15 protein-coding genes are annotated in these 21,263 nt (G+C 38.5%); 7 read left to right on the plus strand and 8 right to left on the minus strand.

Going from position 1 to position 21,263, the window contains the following annotated elements:
* Nucleotides 1-23: 23 nt before the first annotated feature.
* On the minus strand, nucleotides 24-563 hold the full coding sequence (locus AC570I_RS20235; protein WP_497406949.1) for a hypothetical protein: 540 nt from the start codon (nucleotides 561-563) through the stop codon (nucleotides 24-26).
* Nucleotides 564-1,061: 498 nt separating this feature from the next.
* On the opposite strand from AC570I_RS20235, the gene AC570I_RS20240 reads away from it, so the two are divergent.
* Complete coding sequence (locus AC570I_RS20240) at nucleotides 1,062-1,217, plus strand: YWFCY domain-containing protein (protein ID WP_497406950.1); 156 nt, start codon at nucleotides 1,062-1,064, stop codon at nucleotides 1,215-1,217.
* Between the two features lie 149 nt (nucleotides 1,218-1,366).
* Here the strand turns inward: AC570I_RS20240 and AC570I_RS20245 are convergent, their stop codons facing one another.
* Both AC570I_RS20245 and AC570I_RS20250 read right to left on the minus strand, forming a co-directional pair.
* Complete coding sequence (locus AC570I_RS20245) at nucleotides 1,367-1,525, minus strand: hypothetical protein (protein WP_497406951.1); 159 nt, start codon at nucleotides 1,523-1,525, stop codon at nucleotides 1,367-1,369.
* 1,040 nt (nucleotides 1,526-2,565) lie between these two features.
* Nucleotides 2,566-4,332, minus strand: a complete 1,767-nt coding sequence (locus AC570I_RS20250) for a reverse transcriptase domain-containing protein (RefSeq protein WP_497406952.1) — start codon at nucleotides 4,330-4,332, stop codon at nucleotides 2,566-2,568.
* A 234-nt stretch (nucleotides 4,333-4,566) separates the two neighbouring features.
* Here AC570I_RS20250 and AC570I_RS20255 point away from each other — a divergent pair, with 234 nt between their 5' ends.
* Nucleotides 4,567-5,535, plus strand: a complete 969-nt coding sequence (locus tag AC570I_RS20255) for a BT4734/BF3469 family protein (protein WP_497406953.1) — start codon at nucleotides 4,567-4,569, stop codon at nucleotides 5,533-5,535.
* Nucleotides 5,536-6,112: 577 nt separating this feature from the next.
* The gene (locus AC570I_RS20260; protein WP_497406954.1) at nucleotides 6,113-10,573 is read left to right on the plus strand and encodes a protein NO VEIN domain-containing protein; all 4,461 of its coding nucleotides are present in this window, start codon (nucleotides 6,113-6,115) and stop codon (nucleotides 10,571-10,573) included.
* 222 nt (nucleotides 10,574-10,795) lie between these two features.
* Here the strand turns inward: AC570I_RS20260 and AC570I_RS20265 are convergent, their stop codons facing one another.
* The 4 genes from AC570I_RS20265 to AC570I_RS20280 all read right to left on the minus strand — a co-directional run bounded on the left by AC570I_RS20265 (nucleotide 10,796) and on the right by AC570I_RS20280 (nucleotide 16,322).
* Nucleotides 10,796-11,494, minus strand: coding sequence for a hypothetical protein (locus AC570I_RS20265; RefSeq protein ID WP_497406955.1), 699 nt, complete (start codon nucleotides 11,492-11,494; stop codon nucleotides 10,796-10,798).
* A 150-nt stretch (nucleotides 11,495-11,644) separates the two neighbouring features.
* Nucleotides 11,645-14,599 carry a tetratricopeptide repeat protein gene (locus AC570I_RS20270; RefSeq protein ID WP_497406956.1) on the minus strand — a complete coding sequence of 985 codons (2,955 nt, stop codon included), beginning with the start codon at nucleotides 14,597-14,599 and terminating at the stop codon, nucleotides 11,645-11,647.
* A 51-nt stretch (nucleotides 14,600-14,650) separates the two neighbouring features.
* Nucleotides 14,651-15,946, minus strand: a complete 1,296-nt coding sequence (locus AC570I_RS20275) for a hypothetical protein (protein WP_497406957.1) — start codon at nucleotides 15,944-15,946, stop codon at nucleotides 14,651-14,653.
* A 1-nt stretch (nucleotide 15,947) separates the two neighbouring features.
* Nucleotides 15,948-16,322 (minus strand): hypothetical protein, encoded by a 375-nt coding sequence (locus AC570I_RS20280; RefSeq protein ID WP_497406958.1) that lies wholly within the window; start codon nucleotides 16,320-16,322, stop codon nucleotides 15,948-15,950.
* A gap of 513 nt (nucleotides 16,323-16,835) precedes the next feature.
* Between AC570I_RS20280 and AC570I_RS20285 the strand changes: the two genes are divergently transcribed.
* Nucleotides 16,836-17,258: a DUF6438 domain-containing protein gene (locus AC570I_RS20285; protein ID WP_497406959.1), complete on the plus strand. Its 423-nt coding sequence runs from the start codon at nucleotides 16,836-16,838 to the stop codon at nucleotides 17,256-17,258.
* A 407-nt stretch (nucleotides 17,259-17,665) separates the two neighbouring features.
* Nucleotides 17,666-18,265 (plus strand): Crp/Fnr family transcriptional regulator, encoded by a 600-nt coding sequence (locus tag AC570I_RS20290; RefSeq protein ID WP_497406960.1) that lies wholly within the window; start codon nucleotides 17,666-17,668, stop codon nucleotides 18,263-18,265.
* 143 nt (nucleotides 18,266-18,408) lie between these two features.
* On the opposite strand, the gene AC570I_RS20295 is transcribed toward AC570I_RS20290, so the two are convergent.
* Nucleotides 18,409-19,383: a quinone oxidoreductase family protein gene (locus AC570I_RS20295; protein ID WP_497406961.1), complete on the minus strand. Its 975-nt coding sequence runs from the start codon at nucleotides 19,381-19,383 to the stop codon at nucleotides 18,409-18,411.
* Between the two features lie 326 nt (nucleotides 19,384-19,709).
* On the opposite strand from AC570I_RS20295, the gene AC570I_RS20300 reads away from it, so the two are divergent.
* Both AC570I_RS20300 and AC570I_RS20305 read left to right on the plus strand, forming a co-directional pair.
* The gene (locus AC570I_RS20300) at nucleotides 19,710-20,078 is read left to right on the plus strand and encodes a BlaI/MecI/CopY family transcriptional regulator (RefSeq protein ID WP_497406962.1); all 369 of its coding nucleotides are present in this window, start codon (nucleotides 19,710-19,712) and stop codon (nucleotides 20,076-20,078) included.
* A gap of 2 nt (nucleotides 20,079-20,080) precedes the next feature.
* Nucleotides 20,081-21,196: a TonB family protein gene (locus tag AC570I_RS20305; RefSeq protein WP_497406963.1), complete on the plus strand. Its 1,116-nt coding sequence runs from the start codon at nucleotides 20,081-20,083 to the stop codon at nucleotides 21,194-21,196.
* The last annotated feature ends 67 nt before the right edge of the window (nucleotides 21,197-21,263 follow it).

Here is a 21,263-nt window from a genome sequence, read left to right on the forward strand (position 1 = left end):
TTGTTGATGTTGTGATATGATTTCTAAAATCTGCCTTCAGATACCTCGTAAAGATTTCCCAGTTGGTAAAATTCCAATATGTAACTGTGGTTTTTGACATCTAAAATTATAAAAACACCTAATTGATAGTTACAGACGTGGTCCGGTTGTGTGCCATCTCCGGAAGACCAGACACCATCGTAACTTTTCATTGTCATGGCAGTTAGTCTTTCCCTATCCGATATTTTTTCTTCCTCGGGACGGATGGACTTTTTCATTTCAATAGCGATGAAATTATCCCCATCAACAACGCGCCCTCTGGTATGCACAATTAAATCAGCTTGAATAGTTACTATTTTTTCCCTTCCGAGTAGAACTGTTTTTACTTTGCCTCCTTGTTTTCGATTGTATTCAGGATCAGCAAAATATCCATTCACACCATGAGTTGAAAGTGCATTGGTAAGGTATATGGATAATCTTCCACAGAGATTTCTTTCTGCTACATCACTTAAAATGTTTTCCTTTTCCTCTCTAAAAAAGGTGCTGATAGATTCATTAAATATTTGCCGAGCTAGTTCGTTCATTTTGAGATTACGTTTAATGGTGCCCAATCTAAAAAAACTTATTGGTATATCCCAGGCTGCCCCATTGCCTTTAATATAGTCTCTTCAAATTTGCTGTTCCTAAGTCGTAGCTATGATAAGTACAGCACCGATATATACAGCTTCGCTTTTTATCCGCACAGCTTCGGGCTCCTCAGCGTGTCCTTTTCCCTTCGAAGAAAAGGAGAAAGCGCAAGTTGGGCAAAGCCCTACTTTATGCCCCTGCGCTACTGCTACGGGGTTTGGAGCATTCTCCGGCAATGCTTTAAATACAGATGGCCTAAGGAACCGCCAAAAAAGAATTCTCTGCGTAATTCCAAAGCCAAATAAATAAAACGAAGACCATGGAAAAGGAAAATATTTAAAGGACTGCTTAGGCCTAAGCTCTTTTAACTGCTTTTATTAGTGGTTTCGCTGGTTGCCGTCAAGGGTAAAAAGGATGAAAAAATCCATTAGCAGTTAATTGTAGCATATCTGCTGATGGGGTTGTTGTTATATTTCATCAGTTCAGTTTTTTTATACCTAAATGCAGCGCCCAAGTTCTTCACGATGCTGTATATGGGGATCACTGTTTCGGGTTACCTGTTGGTTTTGACCGCAGGTGGCCGGCTGAGCAGGCTGATCAAAATGGACTGAGTAAGGATGTTTTCAATTCTGAAAACGAGACCTTTCCGCAGGAAGAACGGCTACTGGAAAATGAATATTCCATCGATCTTCCCGCGAGCCTTTTAATCGATATTCCGAAGCAATAGTATAAATTGCCATCAGCCTCGAAGAAATCTGCGTCATTGCGCTTGAGTGATCCTATCATCACTCAAATTACTCATCAGCCACTCCCAGGCCAGCTCATCAGTCAATACAGCAGGCATACTCAGTGTAGAATTATCTACCTGCATCATCAGCTCATTCGCCTTAGTAATCCCAATTGCAAAAGTATTGGTCACTTCCCCGTATCAGTTTCACACAATCAATATACAGTTCCGGAGGCTAGAAATACTCGTGATCCTTCAACATCACATGATAACATACTTAATTCTTTCCTTCAGCTGCTGACCCTTTTTACCAATCTTCGGACCGTGCATGGACTCAGTAGTCGCGGTCGATAGCACCAAACACCTGCGCTTCCCCGCCGCATCCTTCCACATCGAATACTCAACTCTCACTCACAAAAATGATTCTTACCCTTAAAATTCAGCGTAGTCAGCTTTCTGCGAAAAGCAGTAGCCTCTTCCGCACCCATTTACCTGGCACATAACCCACTGCCCCTGCACCGGCTTAAAATCACGCTGGTCATCCGTATCAATCGCAATCGCGCAAGGAGGGTAGTTAAAACCGTTATGCACACCCACATTCAAAAAATCATAATTCCGGAAGCCTTCTCCAGCTGCTTCAACTGGATAAACTCAGTCCTGGTACCCTTTTGACCATTGTAATAACACTTAAGCACCTCCTTTTATTTATATTTTTCTACCACGTATATTCGGCAATGAATTACACATACTTTAACGCCTGCCGCCATGCGGAGTTAACGTCTAGAACTTTTCATCCCGAACACCAATATGCACCGGAATCACCAGCGGCACAAACCCGCACCAAAGTTTCCATGGAACACTAGTTACCCGGCAAGTCCATGCTAAGAAATCGGCAAAACCTTACCATCCACTTTGATAACATTTTTTAAGCTTCTTAATTACTTCCGATGATATTAGTCCATCTCCATTAAGTTATTTATATATGTTTAATTAAAGGCGTTTCAAGAGCGCAAAGAATAAGATATAAAAATTCCTGCGGTAAAAAATTTACGATTTCACCAAAAGTGACGAAGAACTACTTTTGTCGGCATATGCCGTCAAGAATAATAATGTCTTATACAGTTCTTTATTGGCTCGCTTCGTTTTTTAGGTGTAGATAAATGAAGCCATTTAAAATAGACTAGCAAATCATTGTATAATGGCTATTAAATTTTCTACCTCCAATGCAACTCTTATTTATGTTTTAAAAAATTATAATATGCAAACGCGGAACCAAAGAACACAGACTTTAAATGTTCTGGATATAGGTTTCGATTCGTAATTCTTTCTATCTTGTTCATTTCTTTTTTCACCCGCATGAGCTGCATGTTTCTTTTCTTATCTAAATAGCGTAACTGCTGGCTTGAGAATTTATTGTTTTCGAGCATTTTAAAGCCGTTTGTCCAGCAAAGCCCCTGCTCTCCAGGTCGTTTATGGGTATGTATTTTTACACGGCCGACTGACATAGAAATTAATTTTTGATGTAGTCTAAAAGCGATATGTTTTTGGGATAACCTGGCGTGTTCTGTACTCACATTTGAGCGATGATTGAATTTTCCAAGTACGCGCAAAACTTTTTGTGTTTCAGATACCTGTTTTTTTACCTCTTTTTTGATCGTTGATTTTCGAACTCTTAAATGGCCATGAAAATTCATTTGGTAGCCAACGAATGAAAGCCAGGGAACATTTCTATCATCAGCATGTTTGTCACCCCAAAAAAAAGGTTTTTTTGATTTAACTTTCCAGAAATCTTTGCTATTGTTTTTTATACGGTATGCATCAACTTGGATAGGGGCATGATATAGAAGAAAGTTAGCTCTGATAGCGTTCATATAGATATCTAAGGCTGCGGCACAGGTATCTTCGTTTGGGTGCATTAAGATCATGTCATCGCAATATCGAATGTAAAAAAGGCTTTGGTCAAATGATGTGACTTTTTTGTCTACATCATGAAGAATCAGGTTTGCAACAAAGCAAGATATCGCATTTCCTTGGGGAACACCAATTCTGTGCTCTTCTATATATTGATTTCCAAAAGCCGCCTTCAGCTCATCTTCAGCCCATCCAAACTTTCCCTTTGGTAGGCCACTCTCAACAAAATATTGTGAATCATCATTCAATGGTATAATGTTTTGCTGAAACGAAAATGAATCCAGAAATTTATTAAAGATGAAAATGGCACGGGGGTCCATAGGGTTTCCGGTGACCAGAGTTGCCTCATTCGACCATTTTTGGAAAACCGTTTGCAGATGCTGGTGTTGCACAGTATCAAAGAACTTCTGAATATCACATTCAGCGGCCCAAAGGCGCACATTGAGTTTTCTATAATTCTTTATGGCTAAAATACAATCATGATGACTTGGCACATGGTTATCACTATTACGCCCCCTGAACGCGAAAGAGCAGTTCAAGAAAATTGGATCAAAGAAGTGGATTAGATACCTCGCAGTAATTGAGCAGATAATCTTACTAGAAAAACTATATAATGCGATCGGTCGATAGATAATGACACCATGTTTGATCTCCTTTTTGATTCCTTTTATTCTAGGCTGGGCTATCAAACTTTCGTCATCCCCATCTCCTAATGCTAGTGTTCGTACGCCATCTACGAAAGAAGTTAGATTAGCAAACCACTGAGGTTGTGTGCAATTGCCATTTGAGATGTTGAGCTTCATAAATTGATAGCTTTTGAAAAGCCTAGCTTGGTTGACACTCATTGCATCTTTAGCATGCTTTCTTTCGGACTGCTTTAGTTTAAGCCAATTCCTTCTGGAAGGAAATATACTTTGTAGAAAGGTGAATTCGGTGTGTCCTTGATTGATAGCAATTCTATTCGTTACCTCGTGCAAACTAATGTTTCTTAACATATGGGTTTCGTGCCTTTTATTTGCAGCATTAGCCCTATATTTGCACAAAAGTTTTATAATTTTCTCCTCGGAAAAATACAAACCAAAATCCATACAAGCGTTAATTTTAAAGTAGCGTAGCCGGAGTTGAAAACATTGATACAGATTGGTGTAAGCCGAGGCAAATACACTAATTAGCCTAATACATCAGGACCGGTCAGACTATTGGATTTTTCGGTTAAAATTTTTCCCTAGACAAAGTTAATTGTCAGCCCCTGATAAATGTGATGTCGTGCTTGCCCTAACACCCTTAGCTACGCTGATGACAAATATATAGTTTTTTAGTAAATGCAAAAACCGAAAGAGATAATCATTTCCAGATTCAAAACAATCAAGGCTAAAGCGCCTATTGGCATTCCTCTTTTCGAAGAACTTAGGGATATTAGGACTGGGAAATATAAGCTACAAATTGAAAAATGCCGTCATGCACTAGAGGAGGACAATAAACAATTGTATACATCAATCAAGGTAGCATTACCCTGTGTCTCTTTTTGTGGCGTGTTTGAGGGCGGGCATAAGGCTGAGGATTTACGGCATTACAATCAATTGATGGTGATAGATATTGATTACTTAGAGCGGTCACAAATTGATGACATTGCGAACAAACTTAAAAAAGACCCCTATATCTTGAGCCTTTGGTTATCTCCATCTGGAAATGGTTTAAAGGGATTGGTTCCAACCGAAAATGCTATTGAACAACACCGGCTAACTTTCGATTCACTCCGCATATATTTTTTGGATACTTATGATATTGAACTTGACAAAAGTGGAAGTGATGTATCAAGGCTTTGCTTTTCTTCTTGGGATCCAAATATATATTATAACAATGATGCAGTTGCATATAATGAAACGTTGGATTACCAGCCACCCAAAGAGCAAAGTGGAAAATCAGTAAAAGAGGCTTTGCTAACTAAAAGTGCTCATGCAACTGAAGGATTAAATGGCAGGAAAGATAGGGAGCTGCTGAAAAGGATAATCAAATATCTGGAGAAAACTAATTGTTCAATAACCTGTGATTATGAGAATTGGGTAAAGGTAGCACTTGCAATTTCGTATACCTTTAGTTACGATGTAGGTGAAAAATATTTCATGCGGTTGTGCAGAATTGATGGCACTTATCATGACGAGCTAAAAAGCCAGGAGCTACTGAAATACTGCTATAATAGAAGAAAAGTTGGAACAGCAAGAACCATTTCCATAGCAACTATAATTTATTTGGCTAAACAAGAGGGATTTCTTGTCAGTAAGAATCGTTAAAATTGCGACAATAACACTACGGGTTTTTAATAAGCCTCTTTTGTAAACCTATCGAAAGTACTACAAGATAACAGTCGTTGTTATTTTTTATCACAAAAATCATGTAAGTTAACCAAGTGCATAATTACATGCGAGTTATTCATGCACAGTATCAATTGAAACGGCCTTTTCAGGCTACACAGATGAATTTGATAGTTGAAAGTTCTAGCTACTTATATAACACACCTCGGGTAAAACTTATTGCCAACGCATTCTGAAGCAGCAAATTTAATTAGCATTAAACTCTAGCAATTGAAGATCTAATGATGCCAGTCACAAACTTTCCGGATAGGTTTTTATAGTAAGATCTAAGCTGAGTTATTTTGCTCGACTATTCTAAAATGGCTTAAGCCGTAAAAAAGTTTTTGTTTTTGGAATCTAAACTTCTTACCTAGATACTAAAATTAACTAGAAATTTAACGCAAAATATCGTCAATCTATCCTGCAAAAGATTAATTTTACCGCTGTACATCGGCCATGGGAATTTATCACTTATGGCCATGGCAATTAATAAAAATCTTAAACGCAACTCAATAACATGCAATCTTTCTTGAACCAATTAATCAATAAAAAACGTAACCGTTTCGTGGATGACTATAATGAAATGGTCGGGGACTATAACCGTGAATTTAAGACCGCACGTGATTACAATGGTCGCCAAATCCTGGAACTTTTACAGAACTGCGATGATCAAAATGCAACCGAAGTACTAATCGAGCTCAACGCAGAAGAGCATAGCATTAGTATCAGTAACAATGGCGAGCCCTTTTCCAACAAGGGCTACCAATCACTTTTTATTTCAGACCTATCCTCGAAGACTTCTATTCGGAAATACATAGGAAACAAAGGATTGGGTTTTCGGTCCATTCTCAACTGGGCAGATACAATAGAAATTATCAGCAACGGCCTTTGTATGCGCTATTCTGAAGAAAATAGAAGAAATGCATGGCTTGAATTATTCGACCCTTTGGTACGGGAAGAAATTTTATCTCAAAGGGAGCTTGCGGGTGATGTTATTCCAATTCCTTTCTTGGCTGTGCCTTCGCCGCCAGAAGCAATTGATGGACATCCTTACGCTACTACTATTAAGATTTTCTACAAAGCGGACTTTCTGGACAAGATTCTCCAGCAGCTTTCCGCAATTACTCCGGAAACTATCCTCTTTCTTAAACACATAAAAAGAATCCAGTTTTTGGGAATTAGTGAAAAGGAGAATATTTCCTGTGAAAAAATTGCTTACGAATCTGATGCCGAAAACTTTTGCTATAGCCAGATCATCAATACAGGTGATCATGAATGGTATATCTTCGAAAAAGAGAAGCAGCTTCCTGCGGAGTATTCCGAATCAGATAAAAAAGAGCCATCGTATTATCAAATAAAAATCGCAGTCGAAAAAAACTTTTCGGTTTCCACTCCAAACCTTTACGCTTTTTTTCCAACTAACATCCTACTGAAACAGCCCTATATTTTGCATGCGACCTTTGATTTGGATTCTTCCAGAAATCAGATCATCGAAACTAAAAGAAACCAATATCTACTGAAAGAGGTTGCAAGTTTTACTTTAGAGGTCGCTCAGTTCTACAAGGATAGGGATGTTAACTATTTGCCGATGCAAATCATCAATCACAGCCACAGATCTGATTCGCTCTCTAAAGCGGAATTTAATTATTACGCACCTTTTGAGAATTTCCTAACCGATGAAGAACTTTTTCCAACCCTTGGTGGGCGATACCGAAAATTGAAGGAGGTTGTAAATAATGGTAATGAGTTTTCAGAAATGCTCATTCAATGTGGCGCCCAACATATTTTTCCAGAACACCTGATTCCGCTGAACATACTAGGCAATCCCACAGTGGATCTAAATAAACTCAACCTTAGAAAAGTACAGTCCGTTTTTTTGTTTGCTAGTAAATTAAGTGATGTCGGTCAGCTAAAACTTTCAATAAATCAGCGCTTAACACTGATAAAAATTGTCACAGAACATTTTTTTTGGGAGATCAAACATAAAAATTTGAACTCTTTATCTTTATTGATTGGGCAGGACGGAAATGTAATTAGTGGGAAAGATTCCACATATATGCCTGCTTCAAATAATGCGGTGCTGGAGGTTCCTTCATTTGCTGACATCCGGTTTATCAATACCCAGCTTTTCGAAGGTTTATTAGAGCTATTTGGATTCTCAGAACAGCAAACTGTTACCGATAAAGGCAGATTTATCTATGACAAAATTAGTGGCTTTTGCAATGTGCATGCCTACGAGCCGGCAAGTTTAGTACGTAGCATCATTAGTGAAACCATCAGCCAGCGATATGAGGCAAATTATCTGACTGCTGTCAGGGAAATGAATGCATGTTTGTTCCATAATTACCTCCAATTAAGCGAGCTTACAAAGAACACCGAACTGCCCATTGAAAACATACCCTGCATCAGCATGGAAAATAAGGTTATCAATAGCAACGAACTTACTTTTTCGGCATACTATCCCAGCGGAAGGGTTTCATCTCAAGTTTTTTCCTCCGTACTAAATGCCTGCTACATTGTTGCCAGCCCTGAAGAATTGGGAATAAAACACGATGACCTTGGGGAGATAGATCGTTTTTTGAAATGGTTGAAAGTCAATGAGTTTTTAAAGGTAAGCAGAACTACCACTAATACCTACGGGGACTTCTACGCTAACTGGATCGCCGACAGGTCAAAAATTAAAAGGGATAAATCCGAATATGAAATATCCACTATCCGTGATTTCATTTCGGTCATTAACAAACTTTCTCTGTACCAGATCATATTATGGATATATTCAGACAGGCGCTTACAGCAACAGTTCAGAGATAAAGATAATACAGACAGAATCAAGATAAAAGGAGTAACTATTAATGAGTCTCCCTCATTCTTAAAATTTATTTTTGAGGAATATGGTAAATTTCATCTTAACGACTATCTCCTTGATGAAAAACTGTTATGGCTAAATACTCAACATATTGATTTTGCTGATCCAATTTTTCTTGACAATGGTCTGTCGAAAACCGATGTCCTGCAAATTATGATATTGCTTGGAGCAAAAAGTGATTTCAGCGAACTTACCATTAAGCGGGTAGGGCAGATTCTGATAGATTTGCCTAAACACTTCCCTGACGGAAAAAATGCACAGACTATTTATAAAAAAGCTGTCCAACATTTCTCAATCCATGGTAAACCGCTGCCACCAGGACAATATCAATTCTTTGCTAATAATGGCGAAAAGCTTATAAGCCTGCCTGGCAACAGGGTTTATTTTTCTGACCGTGTCAAACTTCCCTCAAAACTAAAAAAACATTACCCAGTTCTCCATTTTCCGGCCCGTTCGGGCGGAGCGGATGCGATTTCATTTTTTAGAATACAGGACCTAAAAACTGTAAAAATGAACATCACGCGTAAAGATGAGTGCCTGGCTCAGTCCGAAGCTTTTAATCTTCGCTTTGATTTCTTGAAGCCATACATCCTCACCATCAGATTAAATCAGGTAGAAAGCGAACTTGCAAGAAAAACTTTAGCCAGCACCCTGACTAAGCTAGATATACGCTTATGCGAGCGAATCTGCTTTGAGATTGATGGTGAGGAAATAGAAGTTGACGACCATGAATTTATTTTTGATGAAGATAAATATTATGTCAAGATCAATCCGTTTGAACAGCTTGGAAAATTACTTTCTTCAGGCAAATTTCTGGAAAGCATTTCAGAAATCATTGCCAATTCATTCGACGTGAGCTCCGATAAAGGTGAGTTTAAATTGCTATTCCGTACCGAGCAAAGTGATGTGGAAAGGTCTTTAGAGGAGGACTATGGGCGCGATTTGATCGAGGATGCACAAGTACTACTCGGCCGTTCAGACAACAAATTTAGTTTCTGGTCTGCAGTTTTCGAAAGCAAGGGCCTCAACTATCCCCAAAAACTAGACGATCTGCTGTTAGAGGAAAAGATTTACGTTCAGTTTGGCAAACAGGTTCCAACCAGCGAAATAAATTACAACAACATCAATGAACCAAGCCAACTCAGCAAAATCAACGATCTATTTATAATGTTGGATATTGATTCCAAAATCTTTAACGTTCATTTCTCGGATCGATTATCATTTGCGACAAAGCACCTCAAGGGACTGGTAAACCAGTTTGATAACCTACGTGAAGAAACTAAATGTGCCCTTTGGCAATACAGCCAAGTTAGCGGACTGGAAAAACAAATGAAGTTTCTTGAGGTTCTGAGCCGTTTTGACCGTTCCAAGTATCAGTTGGAGGCAGAAGCGAAATTTAATGCCAGCGTATATCAAATAGATGAGGTTACCATAGTAAAAGACTTTATCCACCAACTTTATCCTGATATCATTCTAACTGGTGTTTTCGATTTGGAAGCGATAAAGGAAAAAAATCAAGCGCTTTTTAGCGAACAGGAACTTTATAAAATTTCGGAAGATCCAATATTGAAAAGTCTGGTTTACTTTGATTCTGCTTTTAAAGAAATAAAATCCAGACTTGCCCAACTCAAAGATGATGAGGTAAACGATCCCCAGCCTGCCTCTGATGTACACGTTACCACCGGGTCAGCTGATGACCTGCGTCCCGGAAAGGCACCACAACGTAACGCCAGTGGGACGTATTTTGCTAAAGACGCCGACCAGAAACGACGAAAAATGAAGGGGAAAAAATGTGAAAGAATTGTATTGGACTATATGCGTGAAGTACTCCAATTAGAAGCGCATCTGATTAGTGAGGATAATGATGGCCTGCATCATGACATCAGATATAAAAACAGCGATGGAATCTGGAAATACGCTGAGGTCAAAGCTTTTGACGCCGGATACTTTTATCTTTCAAAAGACGAATACAAGTTTGGGCTCGATAATAAAGAAGATTATGAAATCTGGTTGTTGCAAAACCTTCGCACTGTGATTCCAATAATGGATTTTTTCGACAATCCAAAATATCAGCCCATAACCAGTGAATACATTATCTATCTAGAGAATTGATGGATCTGAATGGGAAAACTGGTCGATTTTTAAAGTAAAGCTGTTGTAGGATAGAATGAGATTGCCAGAGATTGATTGACCAGCGAGTGATTTGGGCCGCTAGAAATCCTGTAAGTGATTTGGTTTTAACGAATTGTTTGACGAACATAATACATTTAATATGAACCTGCCTGAGTGAGATTTAAAAATCTCACTCAGGCAGGTCTAGATCGTTTTGAATTGTTAGAACCCAAACAATTTTGTGTCAACCCCAATTCCAAACCCTGCCCAGTATTTTCCATGATTGATCCATTTTTTTCCTGCCTGATCTAATCCAAAATCATATCCAAGAGGGATTACAGCGATCGTGATGCTTTTATAGGTATAGGTGGCTGCAAGGGAGGTTGATAACATAAACGCAGAATAGGTTTTGTTGGCATCGTTAAAATAATTTTTGGTATTCTTATCACTTAGTTCTTCAGCCATTGGTGCTATCAGCGGTCCGAAAGAAAATTTATGGGCGCTTGTGGTATTATCGAGGAAGTATCTTTTGATGTCCTTCAAAAACAATGGAAAGTACAGTCCAATGTTTTTAAGATCTGCTTTGGCAGTTACCTGTCCATCATCGTTTCGTTTTCTTACCTTGAATGGGACGGTCATGACTGATAAGTTTTTAAGCGCAGAGAATCCGTATGTCGTTTTGCTCAGGCTAATGTAATCACCACCGCCGAGTTCAGCATTATACAGTTTTATTTTGCTATCAGTTAAATCCAATAGTTTAAACTGCAGCACGGATTCGCCATTATTAAGCGGGTTATTTATCAGGTCAGTCGATATCACACTGTATCTGGTTAATTGTTTAAACTGAGCGTCGGTTAGTGGTGTTTGGCTAAAAGATAGCTTTGTACTGATGATCAGGGCGAAGAGCATTAATTGTTTCATGATAATTGGGTTTGGTTTTAAGTGGAAATTTTGAATAATGATTTTGATACTTTTATTTTATAGTCATTTTATTCGATTATGGCAGATAACGCCTTTGTTCGATGTGCAAACTGCAGGATAATGTTTCTGGTTGCACATACGGTATTGGCGTTAATCTTCTACTGAAACATCCTTCCATTCAACTTCAATAAAGCTTTCTATAGACAGTATTTCCCGCTTTTTGCCAACTTTTCTAAAATACAATCCGGTCAGCAATTCTTTCAATGACATAATTTTCGAGATGGGAAAATATAGAAAATAAGAACTAAATGTATCAGCAATTGAGATGCCTTCATCCTTGAATGGTTTACCGATAATATTTTCCGGCTCAAACGCTTCAACCGCTTTAGCACAATAGATAGTGTAGTGCTGCAGTATCTGTTTATTTATGAGACTGAGATGTTGCTTTTCATGGAGCTCATTAGCCAGGATCACAAAATTTTTATAATTTACCCGCAAAAAGTCTTTAACATCACCTTTTAGATCCGCAAGTTGCTGGTTAGCCGATGTCATGATTTCCAGTCCAATTTCACTCAATAAAGCTTCTTGTGAAGTATAAGGATTGGAAAGAAGTGAGTTCAACTTTCTGGTAACCCATGTCTTTTGTTCCGGACTACCGTAAATTAATGAATGTTTATGCGGAAAGTTTGCTTTAATATAGGATTCTTTATTTCCGCCTTCAAGAAAACTGACGCGCACATGTTTCGGGAAAAAGTCACCCTCAATTTCAGCTTTGATATCTTTGCACTCCATATAATGTATTAGGGGCATTATAGCCTTTAAATCAGCATCTACCCAGGACAACTCTATATTTTGAGGTGAACGAAAATAATCTGCTATTCGATTCGGCTGTGCATCAGCGTATTTATTCATGTCAAGATTAGTTTCCGGTTTGACCTCATGGTCCCTTTTTATTAAGGATGGTAGAAATCTAAAATTTTCCAGCTGTTGTTGAATGACCTGTGCGTCTTTGTCCCTACCAGCAATAGCAAAAATTTCAGCTGCGTAATAAGCTTCGCTTAATGTTGGCTTATTATTGTTTATGATCGAATAAGCAAAAGGAAGACTATAATCAGTGATGTAATCAGAATGACGGGGCTCCATAATAAGTTCAGCCGATACGGCATAATAATAATGATCGATTATAGAAAGTGTACTTCTGTCTCTATCCCTGTAATACTGATACGCACTTATAGGGTCACCAAGATGAAACATGAGAATAGGAATTAAACTTTGTTTATCCCGTGACAAGGTCTCATCTTTCGCAAGATAAAACAGCGTTCTGAAGGGGGCTGTAAGCTGGTTTAGTTTTTCTAACGACGGGGTGATGTAACGCTGCTTGGATACATCTTCAGCCATATTTCCAAGTAAGGTGAATGGTAGAAGTGGCATGTCATATTCCATTAACTTTTGCAGAATACTACTCTTGTTAGAGAAAATGATGTTCGTATTGTAACGTGTTTTTTCAGCTAAAAAAATTGCGCGCAATAAATGCCCCAACGGATTCCATTCTGAATTTTTAAATGCTATTTTTGGTAATCGGGATAGTTCAAGATGCAAGTCATTAAAATGTTCATCTAACAATAGTCCTTCTGTTAAATATTTCTTGGCCTTCAAATAATGATCGATTGCCACCAGATTGTTTTCGTCGCCATATTGTTCAGCTAAAGTTTTATGGACCATTCCCATTCCAACATAACTCATGATCCAATCTTTGTGAAGGTCATAACATTTTTTTAGGTAGGTTCTGGCATCATCAAATTGTTCGACAAGCAGTGAACATTGCCCTATACAAAACAGTGCGCTGGCATTTTCCGGATCCTGATCAAGAATTTGGTAGCTTATGGCAATGGCTTTCTGATATTGTCCAGTCATCTTATAGCATTCGGCAATGCCATCTAATGCAGATGGGGAATTGGGTTCAATTGCAAGTAACTTTTTGAAGCTATCAATAGCTTCTTCGTAACGTTCTTCCGATCTATAGAGTGTACCGAGTTTATCGTAAGTGTCTGAAATGTCAGCTGCCAGTGAAATTGATTTTTGATAATGGGATATGGCAATTTCAATGTTTTGGAGCTTGTTATAATGAAGATCACCAAGTTCATTCCACATGTCATGATCCTCCGGATTCAAATCAACAATTTCATTCAGTACCAGAAGCGCTTCATCACTCTTTTTCATTCTAAAAAGTGCTTCAGCTTTTCTTAATAGCAGTTCAGGAAGTTTCGATTGATCCTGAAGGTTTTTCGCATTCTCAACAATGCTCAGAACTTTTTCATTATCCTCTTTTTCTCCGTAAGCTTCCGCCAAACCGCTGTGGTACAGGGGTTGTTCTGGATCTTCATTTAAATATTTCTGAAAATCAGTTATCGCCTCATCAACTAACCCACGCCGTAATTTTAAGTTGGCTATCTGATATTTTGAAAAGAAGTGATAGGGTTCAGATTCATCACCTAAGTCGAGTACCATTTTATGGTATTCTATCGACTTATCGGATTTAGATATTGAATTATATGACTCCGCAATATAAAACACGTTATCTCCGTTTGGTCCAAAGCTAGCCAGATGTTTTTCACCGTGTTTAATTGAATTGATATAATCCTTAAGGCCCCAGTAACCAATACACAGTGTCCGGTCTGGCCCTTCAAGTTCCGGATCGAGTGAAGCAGCCACTAATGCAGCTTCAACGGAACTTTCGTGTTCATCCAAATACCTGAAACATTCGGCTAAACCTTGGTAAGCACTGGCGAGCTCAGGGGAAAGCTCAATAGCTTTATTATAATGTTCAATTGCATTCTCATATTCATCATTATAGGATAAAATGTCGGCAAGTGAATTGTGCAAATATGAATCCTGATCGTTTAGCGAAACGGCATAATTGACCCACTTCAGTGCGCTCTCAATCTCGTCTGTCATATAATAACAAAATCCAATACTGTGTGCAATTTCTGCATCTTGCTGAGAGAGTTGATGCGCCTGGTAATATAACTGAATCGCACTTTGAAAGTCTTTATGTTCGAATGCGTTGTCAGCTTGTTCGATGAGTGTAGATAGTGGAATAGACATGTATTACAGATGTAGGGTTATTTTTGATTTTGAAACAATAGAATTGAGAACCTATCTCAGGTCTGATCCGATCAATTTGGTATTTAGTGAATAAAATAGGTTTAAGAAACTGATCAATTGATTACCCCCGTTCCTAGTTCCGTAAAGGTTTTTGTAATCTTTTCCAAATGAGTAGGATAGTGCAATGCTGTTAGAAAATTTGTATGAAATATCAATGCCATATTTATTATCCCAGCTATTATTTGCGGCGGTATACGTCACATTATCAATCACGACCTTGGGCAAGTCATTTGATTTATTCCGGAGTACACCCCAGGCTGAAATCGACAGCTTTTGATCGGTACCAAATGCGAAGTTGATTTTATAAATCAAATCAACATTACTGGAGGAGCTGACTGAATCGGTTTCAAATACACGTACGTAACGCAGTGCTGCGGTGCCATCAACCGGACTGCTTTTTCCAAATTTTGTAGTGTAATCAACCCAGACGGCTGCTTGCGAAAATCTCGAATAATCAAACTGATTAGTTGGAAAAGCGAGCGCCAGGGCCCCGCTGAACTGGAAGTTTCCAGTTTCTTTGAGCGCTTCTTTAATTTTTTCGCTCATAGCTGCTGCAGGTGTTTGGTTATATTTAGTGATGTAATCGCTAACAGTCGATAATATGATTGCCCTGTTAGTGCTGTCGAGATTATTGTAGGCAATTGACGATAAGGTTTTGGAAAGTGTATCATTGAGCATGGTTTGGATCTGGCCCCGTTCTTTCCATAGTTTATCTCCGGGAGGAGGGCTCTTAATTTTACTTTCGATGTCACTTTTAAAATCTCCGGCCGTTTGGCCTGTAAAAGTGAGCAGGTATAATACAAAATCGCTTTGCCAGTTAATTTTCGCTTTCAGGCTATTGGCTTCATTTTGAAGGTTTTGGTTCAGCGCTTGCCTTTGTTTATTGGCAAAGGCGATTGACAGGCGAAAGCCGAATCCTAAGCTTTGAACCGAATCTTTACTATAGGGCGCTTTGGCAGAAGCGATTGAAAGGGAAAGGTTTCTTAAACTAAAGCCTTGTTTTTCCAGATAATCAGTATAGGTGAATTTAGGATGGTTACTGAGCCAATAGGGCTTGAATTCCATGGCGAAGTTCCTGGGCGCTGCGCCATCGTTTCCGGTCAGGTTTTGATAGAGAGAGGCCTGAAACTTGTTCCAGTTGTTTGATTTTGCAATTTCTGTCGGACTGATTCCCAGAACAATGAATGCCGGAGCAGATGTTGGGCTTACCGTTGAGATATCATTTTGTTGCCCATACGCATTCAGCATCATTATAAATGATACCACTAATAACAAAATTCTTTTCATGTTAAATGAAGTTAAGTGTGGTGACAAAAATGGCAGTGGAATTGGTGGGTACGGTCATCGAAGACGTACCAACCGGATTCATTTGGTTAAGTTGATCAGGGGATTTTGGTGCTTTAGAAAGATAATAGGCTACAATGAGGTTGTCGGTATCAGGATTGACGTCAATCACAACAGAAACTACCATAGAGTTTTTCCCCTTGATCAATGAACCCATTCCTACTGGTGCATTGATGATATCGGGAGAAAATTGATCGTTGTTTAGATTTTTGAATGTAGTAGAACCGACCTGTCCATTGCCGATAACCACGTTTAAAAAGTAAGATTCATTGCTACTTACAGCAAAATTAATTTGCTTGTTTGAAATTTGAGAGCTCATTAGCGTTTGTTTTAAGTTATTGCAATATAGGTGTTTATATCGTTTTTTTTCGGCTGGTCTGAATGATTGTATTAGATTTATATCAACATTTGTGATAAAAAATAATGTTGCCTACAGTCCAACAGGTTTAATTACCAAATACGATGCAGATGATTATCTTAGTCTCTTTCAGCTTAGACTATTAAAAAATGTGGCAGTTAGCATAATGAATTGCAAAAACGTATTTTCAAACTGGGGAATTAAGAATTAGGAGAAAGCAGATATTACAGGCGACGGAATACGGATCTGGTATTTTATGTAAACTGGTATAATACCAGGAGTTATGCCATCGTTGATGAAGGAAACAATCAATTTCAAACCATTAGGTTCTCGACTGACAGTCGGAATTGTGGGCTCATTAAGCCCATAACTGTCGATGAAGACAAATACCTTAAACTTTTACACAACTCCAAGGTAACTGGTCCGGAAAGTAAAACCCCAATAGCTTACAGGGAATTCACCAATATTGATAAATTGATTTACTTTAAAGGCGAATTTGTGGAGTTTCAGAAAGCCGGGACAACAACTCCCGGCATAAGTGCAATCCAGATCATTACCGGTGGATGCAAGGGCCCCTGTCCGGCTTTTAAGCTTAAACTATATCCCGATCGGAGATCTACTTACGAAGGAATCTCCTACACGAATAACGCGGGCAAAGTATCCAGATTATTAATGAAAGATAAATTTGAAGAATTAGCCAGCCTCATTATTTACTTAAATATAAAATCATTGCAGGATCATTACGAAGTGCCCTGGACGGATGATCAAGCTGCTGATCTCATCGTTACTTACAAAGATGGTTCAGTAAAAGCAATTCACGATTATGGCATGATAGGTAGCTTTGGCCTCAAAGCGGTTTATAAAAAATATTTGAATTGGCGGCGGAATATTAATTGAGTATCTCAGTCAACAAATCCACATAATTAAAAAATGGCTAAATTCTGTACATTTATGAATCCCGAATAACTGATGTTTTAAATTAATTGCTTCTATCTATGTATCAAACTTTTCGTTCAAAATAGGCATCGGCTTGAAGATCAAACAAGTGAGCATTTCTTCTTGGTAATAATTATGGTCCTATATGGATCCTTTTACGCTCGATCGCGTATGCTAAAATCTGCTCACCTTTCATATATCGAAAGGTGCGCTTTTTTATTAAAGTTGCTTCGGCTATGGATAGTTTGGATTTTACTAACCCTTGTCCACCCGGCCATGCAATGTAAATCACATTTTATTAAACCAGGGTTTAATCTTTACCATATCCTATTATTTTCATATCTTGTTGTGATAGCTGTCATGTAAGATTGAAACAACGAGAAGGACAAATGTTTGCACAGTTTAGAGATAAATTTTCGCTCGACATCCATAAATGGGATGAATATGTAAGTTACTTCCATCGCATCGAAGTTCCTGCTCGAACGATAGTTTTAGAGGAAGGGGAAACATCTAAGAAGCTCTTTCTAATAGAGAAAGGTTGCATGCGCGTGTGGTTTAACAATAACGGAAAGGACATTACCACTCAGTTTTTCTTTGAGAACAACATGGTAGCCTCCATTGAGAGTTTTAGGAAGGAAACGGTTAGCCCTGTTTCCATTGAAACGATCGAAGTCAGTATTGTGTGGTGGATAAATAAAAAGGATCTGGACAAAATAATCGAGGAGGTTAAAGAAACTCCCAAATTGAGGGATCTTTTTATTAACGGGATATTCGAGCGCACCTTTGATTATATGAAGCATTTCATTTCATCTATAAAGGATACGCCGCAGGAGCGCTATCTCAACTTACTTAGAGAAAAACCTGAAATTGTTAAGCGAGTTCCGCAACACTTTATAGCTTCCTATCTAGGAATTACTACCGTCCATTTAAGCCGTATCAAGGCTCGGTTAATGAGAGAAAAAAAATAGTAGCATGTTCTTATGATGAATCAATTAGATGATTATCTCAAAGCCCTGGCGTAGGAATGTTAAACAACTAAAGATTAAAAGGGCACCGAAATTGATTTAAATTCCGATGCCCAGTCCGGTAATAATGATGGGAGAGGATTACCTCAGATGGTAACGACAAGCCTCTTCCCGTCTGTAACGTCTGTATCCCAAAGTTTTTCTATGTCTTCCAGTTTAACTGTTTCAGTTTCCACCTTTAGTTTGTTTTCTGCAGCAAGTGTAAACATTTCGGGGACTATTTCATTAAACAGCTTTTGCATTTCTTCATTGGTCCAACTCCCCAGGCCCGAACCTGATAGCTGGAGGTCAACACTTCTCAGAATTTCTGAAGAAAGCTGAATTGTGTCGCCTGTTATAGAACCGATGGAAACGAAACGTGTTTTGTGTGTGAAGGCACCCTTGCCCTTCAAAGCTTCCAATATTAGTTCTGCTGTGTGTCCCCACAAGTAATCAATGATAATGTCAATAGGTCTATTGTCATTCACTTCTTTAAGTTGCGCAATAAAGTCCTCATCGCTTTGAGTCGTAGGAATAATTTCATTAGCGCCCAATGCTAACAGGGATTGTAAAGTTTGTTCGTTTCTGCCGGTGACAATGATTTTCCCTGCACCATAATGTCTGGCTAACTGAACGGCTATCTTTCCAGTAAAGCCGGTTGCTCCGTTTATCAATACTGTTTCTCCTGCTTTCATCAATGCCCTGAACCGAAGTGCCATTGCCGAACCTGCAACTGCATTGGGCAATGCGGCTGCCGTAACATCATCTATGCCCTCAGGAAGTTTTACCATTCTGCTTTTTTCAATGATCGCCTTTTCCGCAATCATACCACTAATGCCCAAGGCAAATACCCTGGTTCCATCCGGCAATATTCCCACACCGTCACCTCCAATTACTTTTGCCTGATTTATGTCTTCTTTTGCGGAGTAGTGCTTTCCGCTTGCCCTTGATTTGTCCAGGTTCTTGATGGCGGCGGCTGTTACTGAAATCAAAATCTCATCCTGGCCATTTATAACAGGTTCTGGAAAATTTTCTGTGTATTGGGGCATTTCCCCTTTTTTAAACATTACTGCTGCTTTCATTTTTTTCTTTTAAATACTCAACAAAGCTATGTAGTCGCCATATTTTGTACGATAACATTTGTTATCAAATTCCAATATTGTAATGGCATGGGGCCATGGTTTCAAACGCAGTACAATTAATCCCGTCAAATACCATATAACAACAGTTTGTCACGGCTGAAAAACTTTATTGTTTTTTTGGTAGATACCCTTCTTTGAGCAAGTTAAACGAGGGGCCTCACTCGCGCCTGAACGCTGGTGCTAGATTAAGTCGATCTTTAATAATTTGGATGTTTAGTTGTGGTAACTAATTTTTTAGCTGATATTTGGATTCCAATAAACAGGCTATGGATATCAAAGATTTAACCAGAGTGGAAAGCCAATTGATGCAGGTACTCTGGAAATTAGAAAAAGCATTCGTAAAGGAAATTCTAGGTGAGTTGCCAGATCCAAAACCTGCATATAGCACTGTTTCAACCATCATCAGGATTTTAGAGAGCAAGGGTGTAATCGGCTATGAAGCTTTTGGTAAAACCCATCGCTACTTTCCCTTAATTAGCAAAGAAGAATACATGCGTTATGAGGCGGATAAATTTTTGGGCAGTTATTTTTCTAATTCAGTACAAGACATGTTCTCCTTTTTTGTTCAGGAAAAGAAAATTGATATGAAAGACGCCGAACAATTGCTTAAAATGATAGATCAAATAAAAGATTAATCATGGGGCTTGAATATTACTTTCTTTGGTCTGGCGTTTCGCTGGTTATATTTTACCTCTTTTATTTGCTATTGCTTAAGAGGGAAACTTTTTTTGTGTTTAACAGGGTTTACCTGCTTGTTGCGCTTTGCTTATCGATGCTAATGCCATTCCTGGATCTGTCTTGGTTAATTGTATTGCCAAAGGCAGAGCTAATAACCAATACACTTGCGGTTGTTGGGGCAGAGAAATTAGGGAATAATACAGAGAAAGAACTAAACTGGGTAACTCTTGTGTATTGGGTTGGAGTTGTGCTGAGTGCAACACGATTATTCATCAAGATAGCAGGTTTGAAAAAACAGTTGACACTGCCCAGGGATGGCGATGCATTTTCTTTTTGGAAAACAAAAGTGATAGACCGAAAGCTTTCTGGCCTGACCGCGATTGATGCACATGAAAATATACACGTTAAACAGTTGCATACATTCGATCTGTTGCTGGTTGAAATAGTAGGGGTATTTTTTTGGTTCAATCCCATTGTTAATGCCTACCGTAAAAGCCTGAAGTTGATCCACGAATATTTGGCAGATGAGTATGCTTGTAACTTTACAGCAAGCAAAAAACAATATGCCATGTTGCTTTTTCTGCAGAACCTGAATGCGGGACCAATATTGGCAAATACTTTCTATAATACCTCCTTGCTCGAATCGAGAATAAAGATGTTACAACGTAAAAGGTCTAACCATTATAGGCGTTGGAAGTATGTTTTATGTTTGCCGCTAATTGCAGTTTTGTGTTCCTTTAATACCTCAGGTATTACGGGTAACAATAATAAAGTTGACCAGTCAGCAAGTTTCCCAGGTGGGTTTGATGCTTTCAGTAAATACTTGATTGGTAATGCAAAAAAAGTTTCCGGTAAAAATGGAAGGGTAATTGTGAGTTTCGTTGTGCAGGCCAATGGGGAAGTTAGTAATGAAAAAGTTGAAAAAAGTTTAGATAAGGCAAGTGATAAAGAAGCACTGAGGCTTATTAAAGCCTGCCAAAAATGGAAACCTGCATTACAAAATGGAGAAAAAGTAAATTCAGCTTATCAAATTGCGATAAATTTTAACTCTGATAATCAGATAGATAAGTTATAAAATAATAATTTAGCTGTTATAGCTAATTTATTAGTTGTTTGACTAAAGAATTAGTTATATGTTTGGG

This window comes from Pedobacter sp. A2324 (assembly GCF_059693705.1).

Excerpts from the sequence above, each read along its gene's own strand:
- AC570I_RS20235 (WP_497406949.1), bottom strand. The coding sequence starts at position 563 with ATGAACGAACTAGCTCGGCAAATATTTAATGAATCTATCAGCACCTTT.
- AC570I_RS20240 (WP_497406950.1), top strand. The coding sequence starts at position 1,062 with ATGGGGTTGTTGTTATATTTCATCAGTTCAGTTTTTTTATACCTAAAT.
- AC570I_RS20250 (WP_497406952.1), bottom strand. The coding sequence starts at position 4,332 with ATGGATTTTGGTTTGTATTTTTCCGAGGAGAAAATTATAAAACTTTTG.
- AC570I_RS20255 (WP_497406953.1), top strand. The coding sequence starts at position 4,567 with ATGCAAAAACCGAAAGAGATAATCATTTCCAGATTCAAAACAATCAAG.
- AC570I_RS20260 (WP_497406954.1), top strand. The coding sequence starts at position 6,113 with ATGCAATCTTTCTTGAACCAATTAATCAATAAAAAACGTAACCGTTTC.
- AC570I_RS20265 (WP_497406955.1), bottom strand. The coding sequence starts at position 11,494 with ATGAAACAATTAATGCTCTTCGCCCTGATCATCAGTACAAAGCTATCT.
- AC570I_RS20270 (WP_497406956.1), bottom strand. The coding sequence starts at position 14,599 with ATGTCTATTCCACTATCTACACTCATCGAACAAGCTGACAACGCATTC.
- AC570I_RS20275 (WP_497406957.1), bottom strand. The coding sequence starts at position 15,946 with ATGAAAAGAATTTTGTTATTAGTGGTATCATTTATAATGATGCTGAAT.
- AC570I_RS20280 (WP_497406958.1), bottom strand. The coding sequence starts at position 16,322 with ATGAGCTCTCAAATTTCAAACAAGCAAATTAATTTTGCTGTAAGTAGC.
- AC570I_RS20295 (WP_497406961.1), bottom strand. The coding sequence starts at position 19,383 with ATGAAAGCAGCAGTAATGTTTAAAAAAGGGGAAATGCCCCAATACACA.
- AC570I_RS20300 (WP_497406962.1), top strand. The coding sequence starts at position 19,710 with ATGGATATCAAAGATTTAACCAGAGTGGAAAGCCAATTGATGCAGGTA.
- AC570I_RS20305 (WP_497406963.1), top strand. The coding sequence starts at position 20,081 with ATGGGGCTTGAATATTACTTTCTTTGGTCTGGCGTTTCGCTGGTTATA.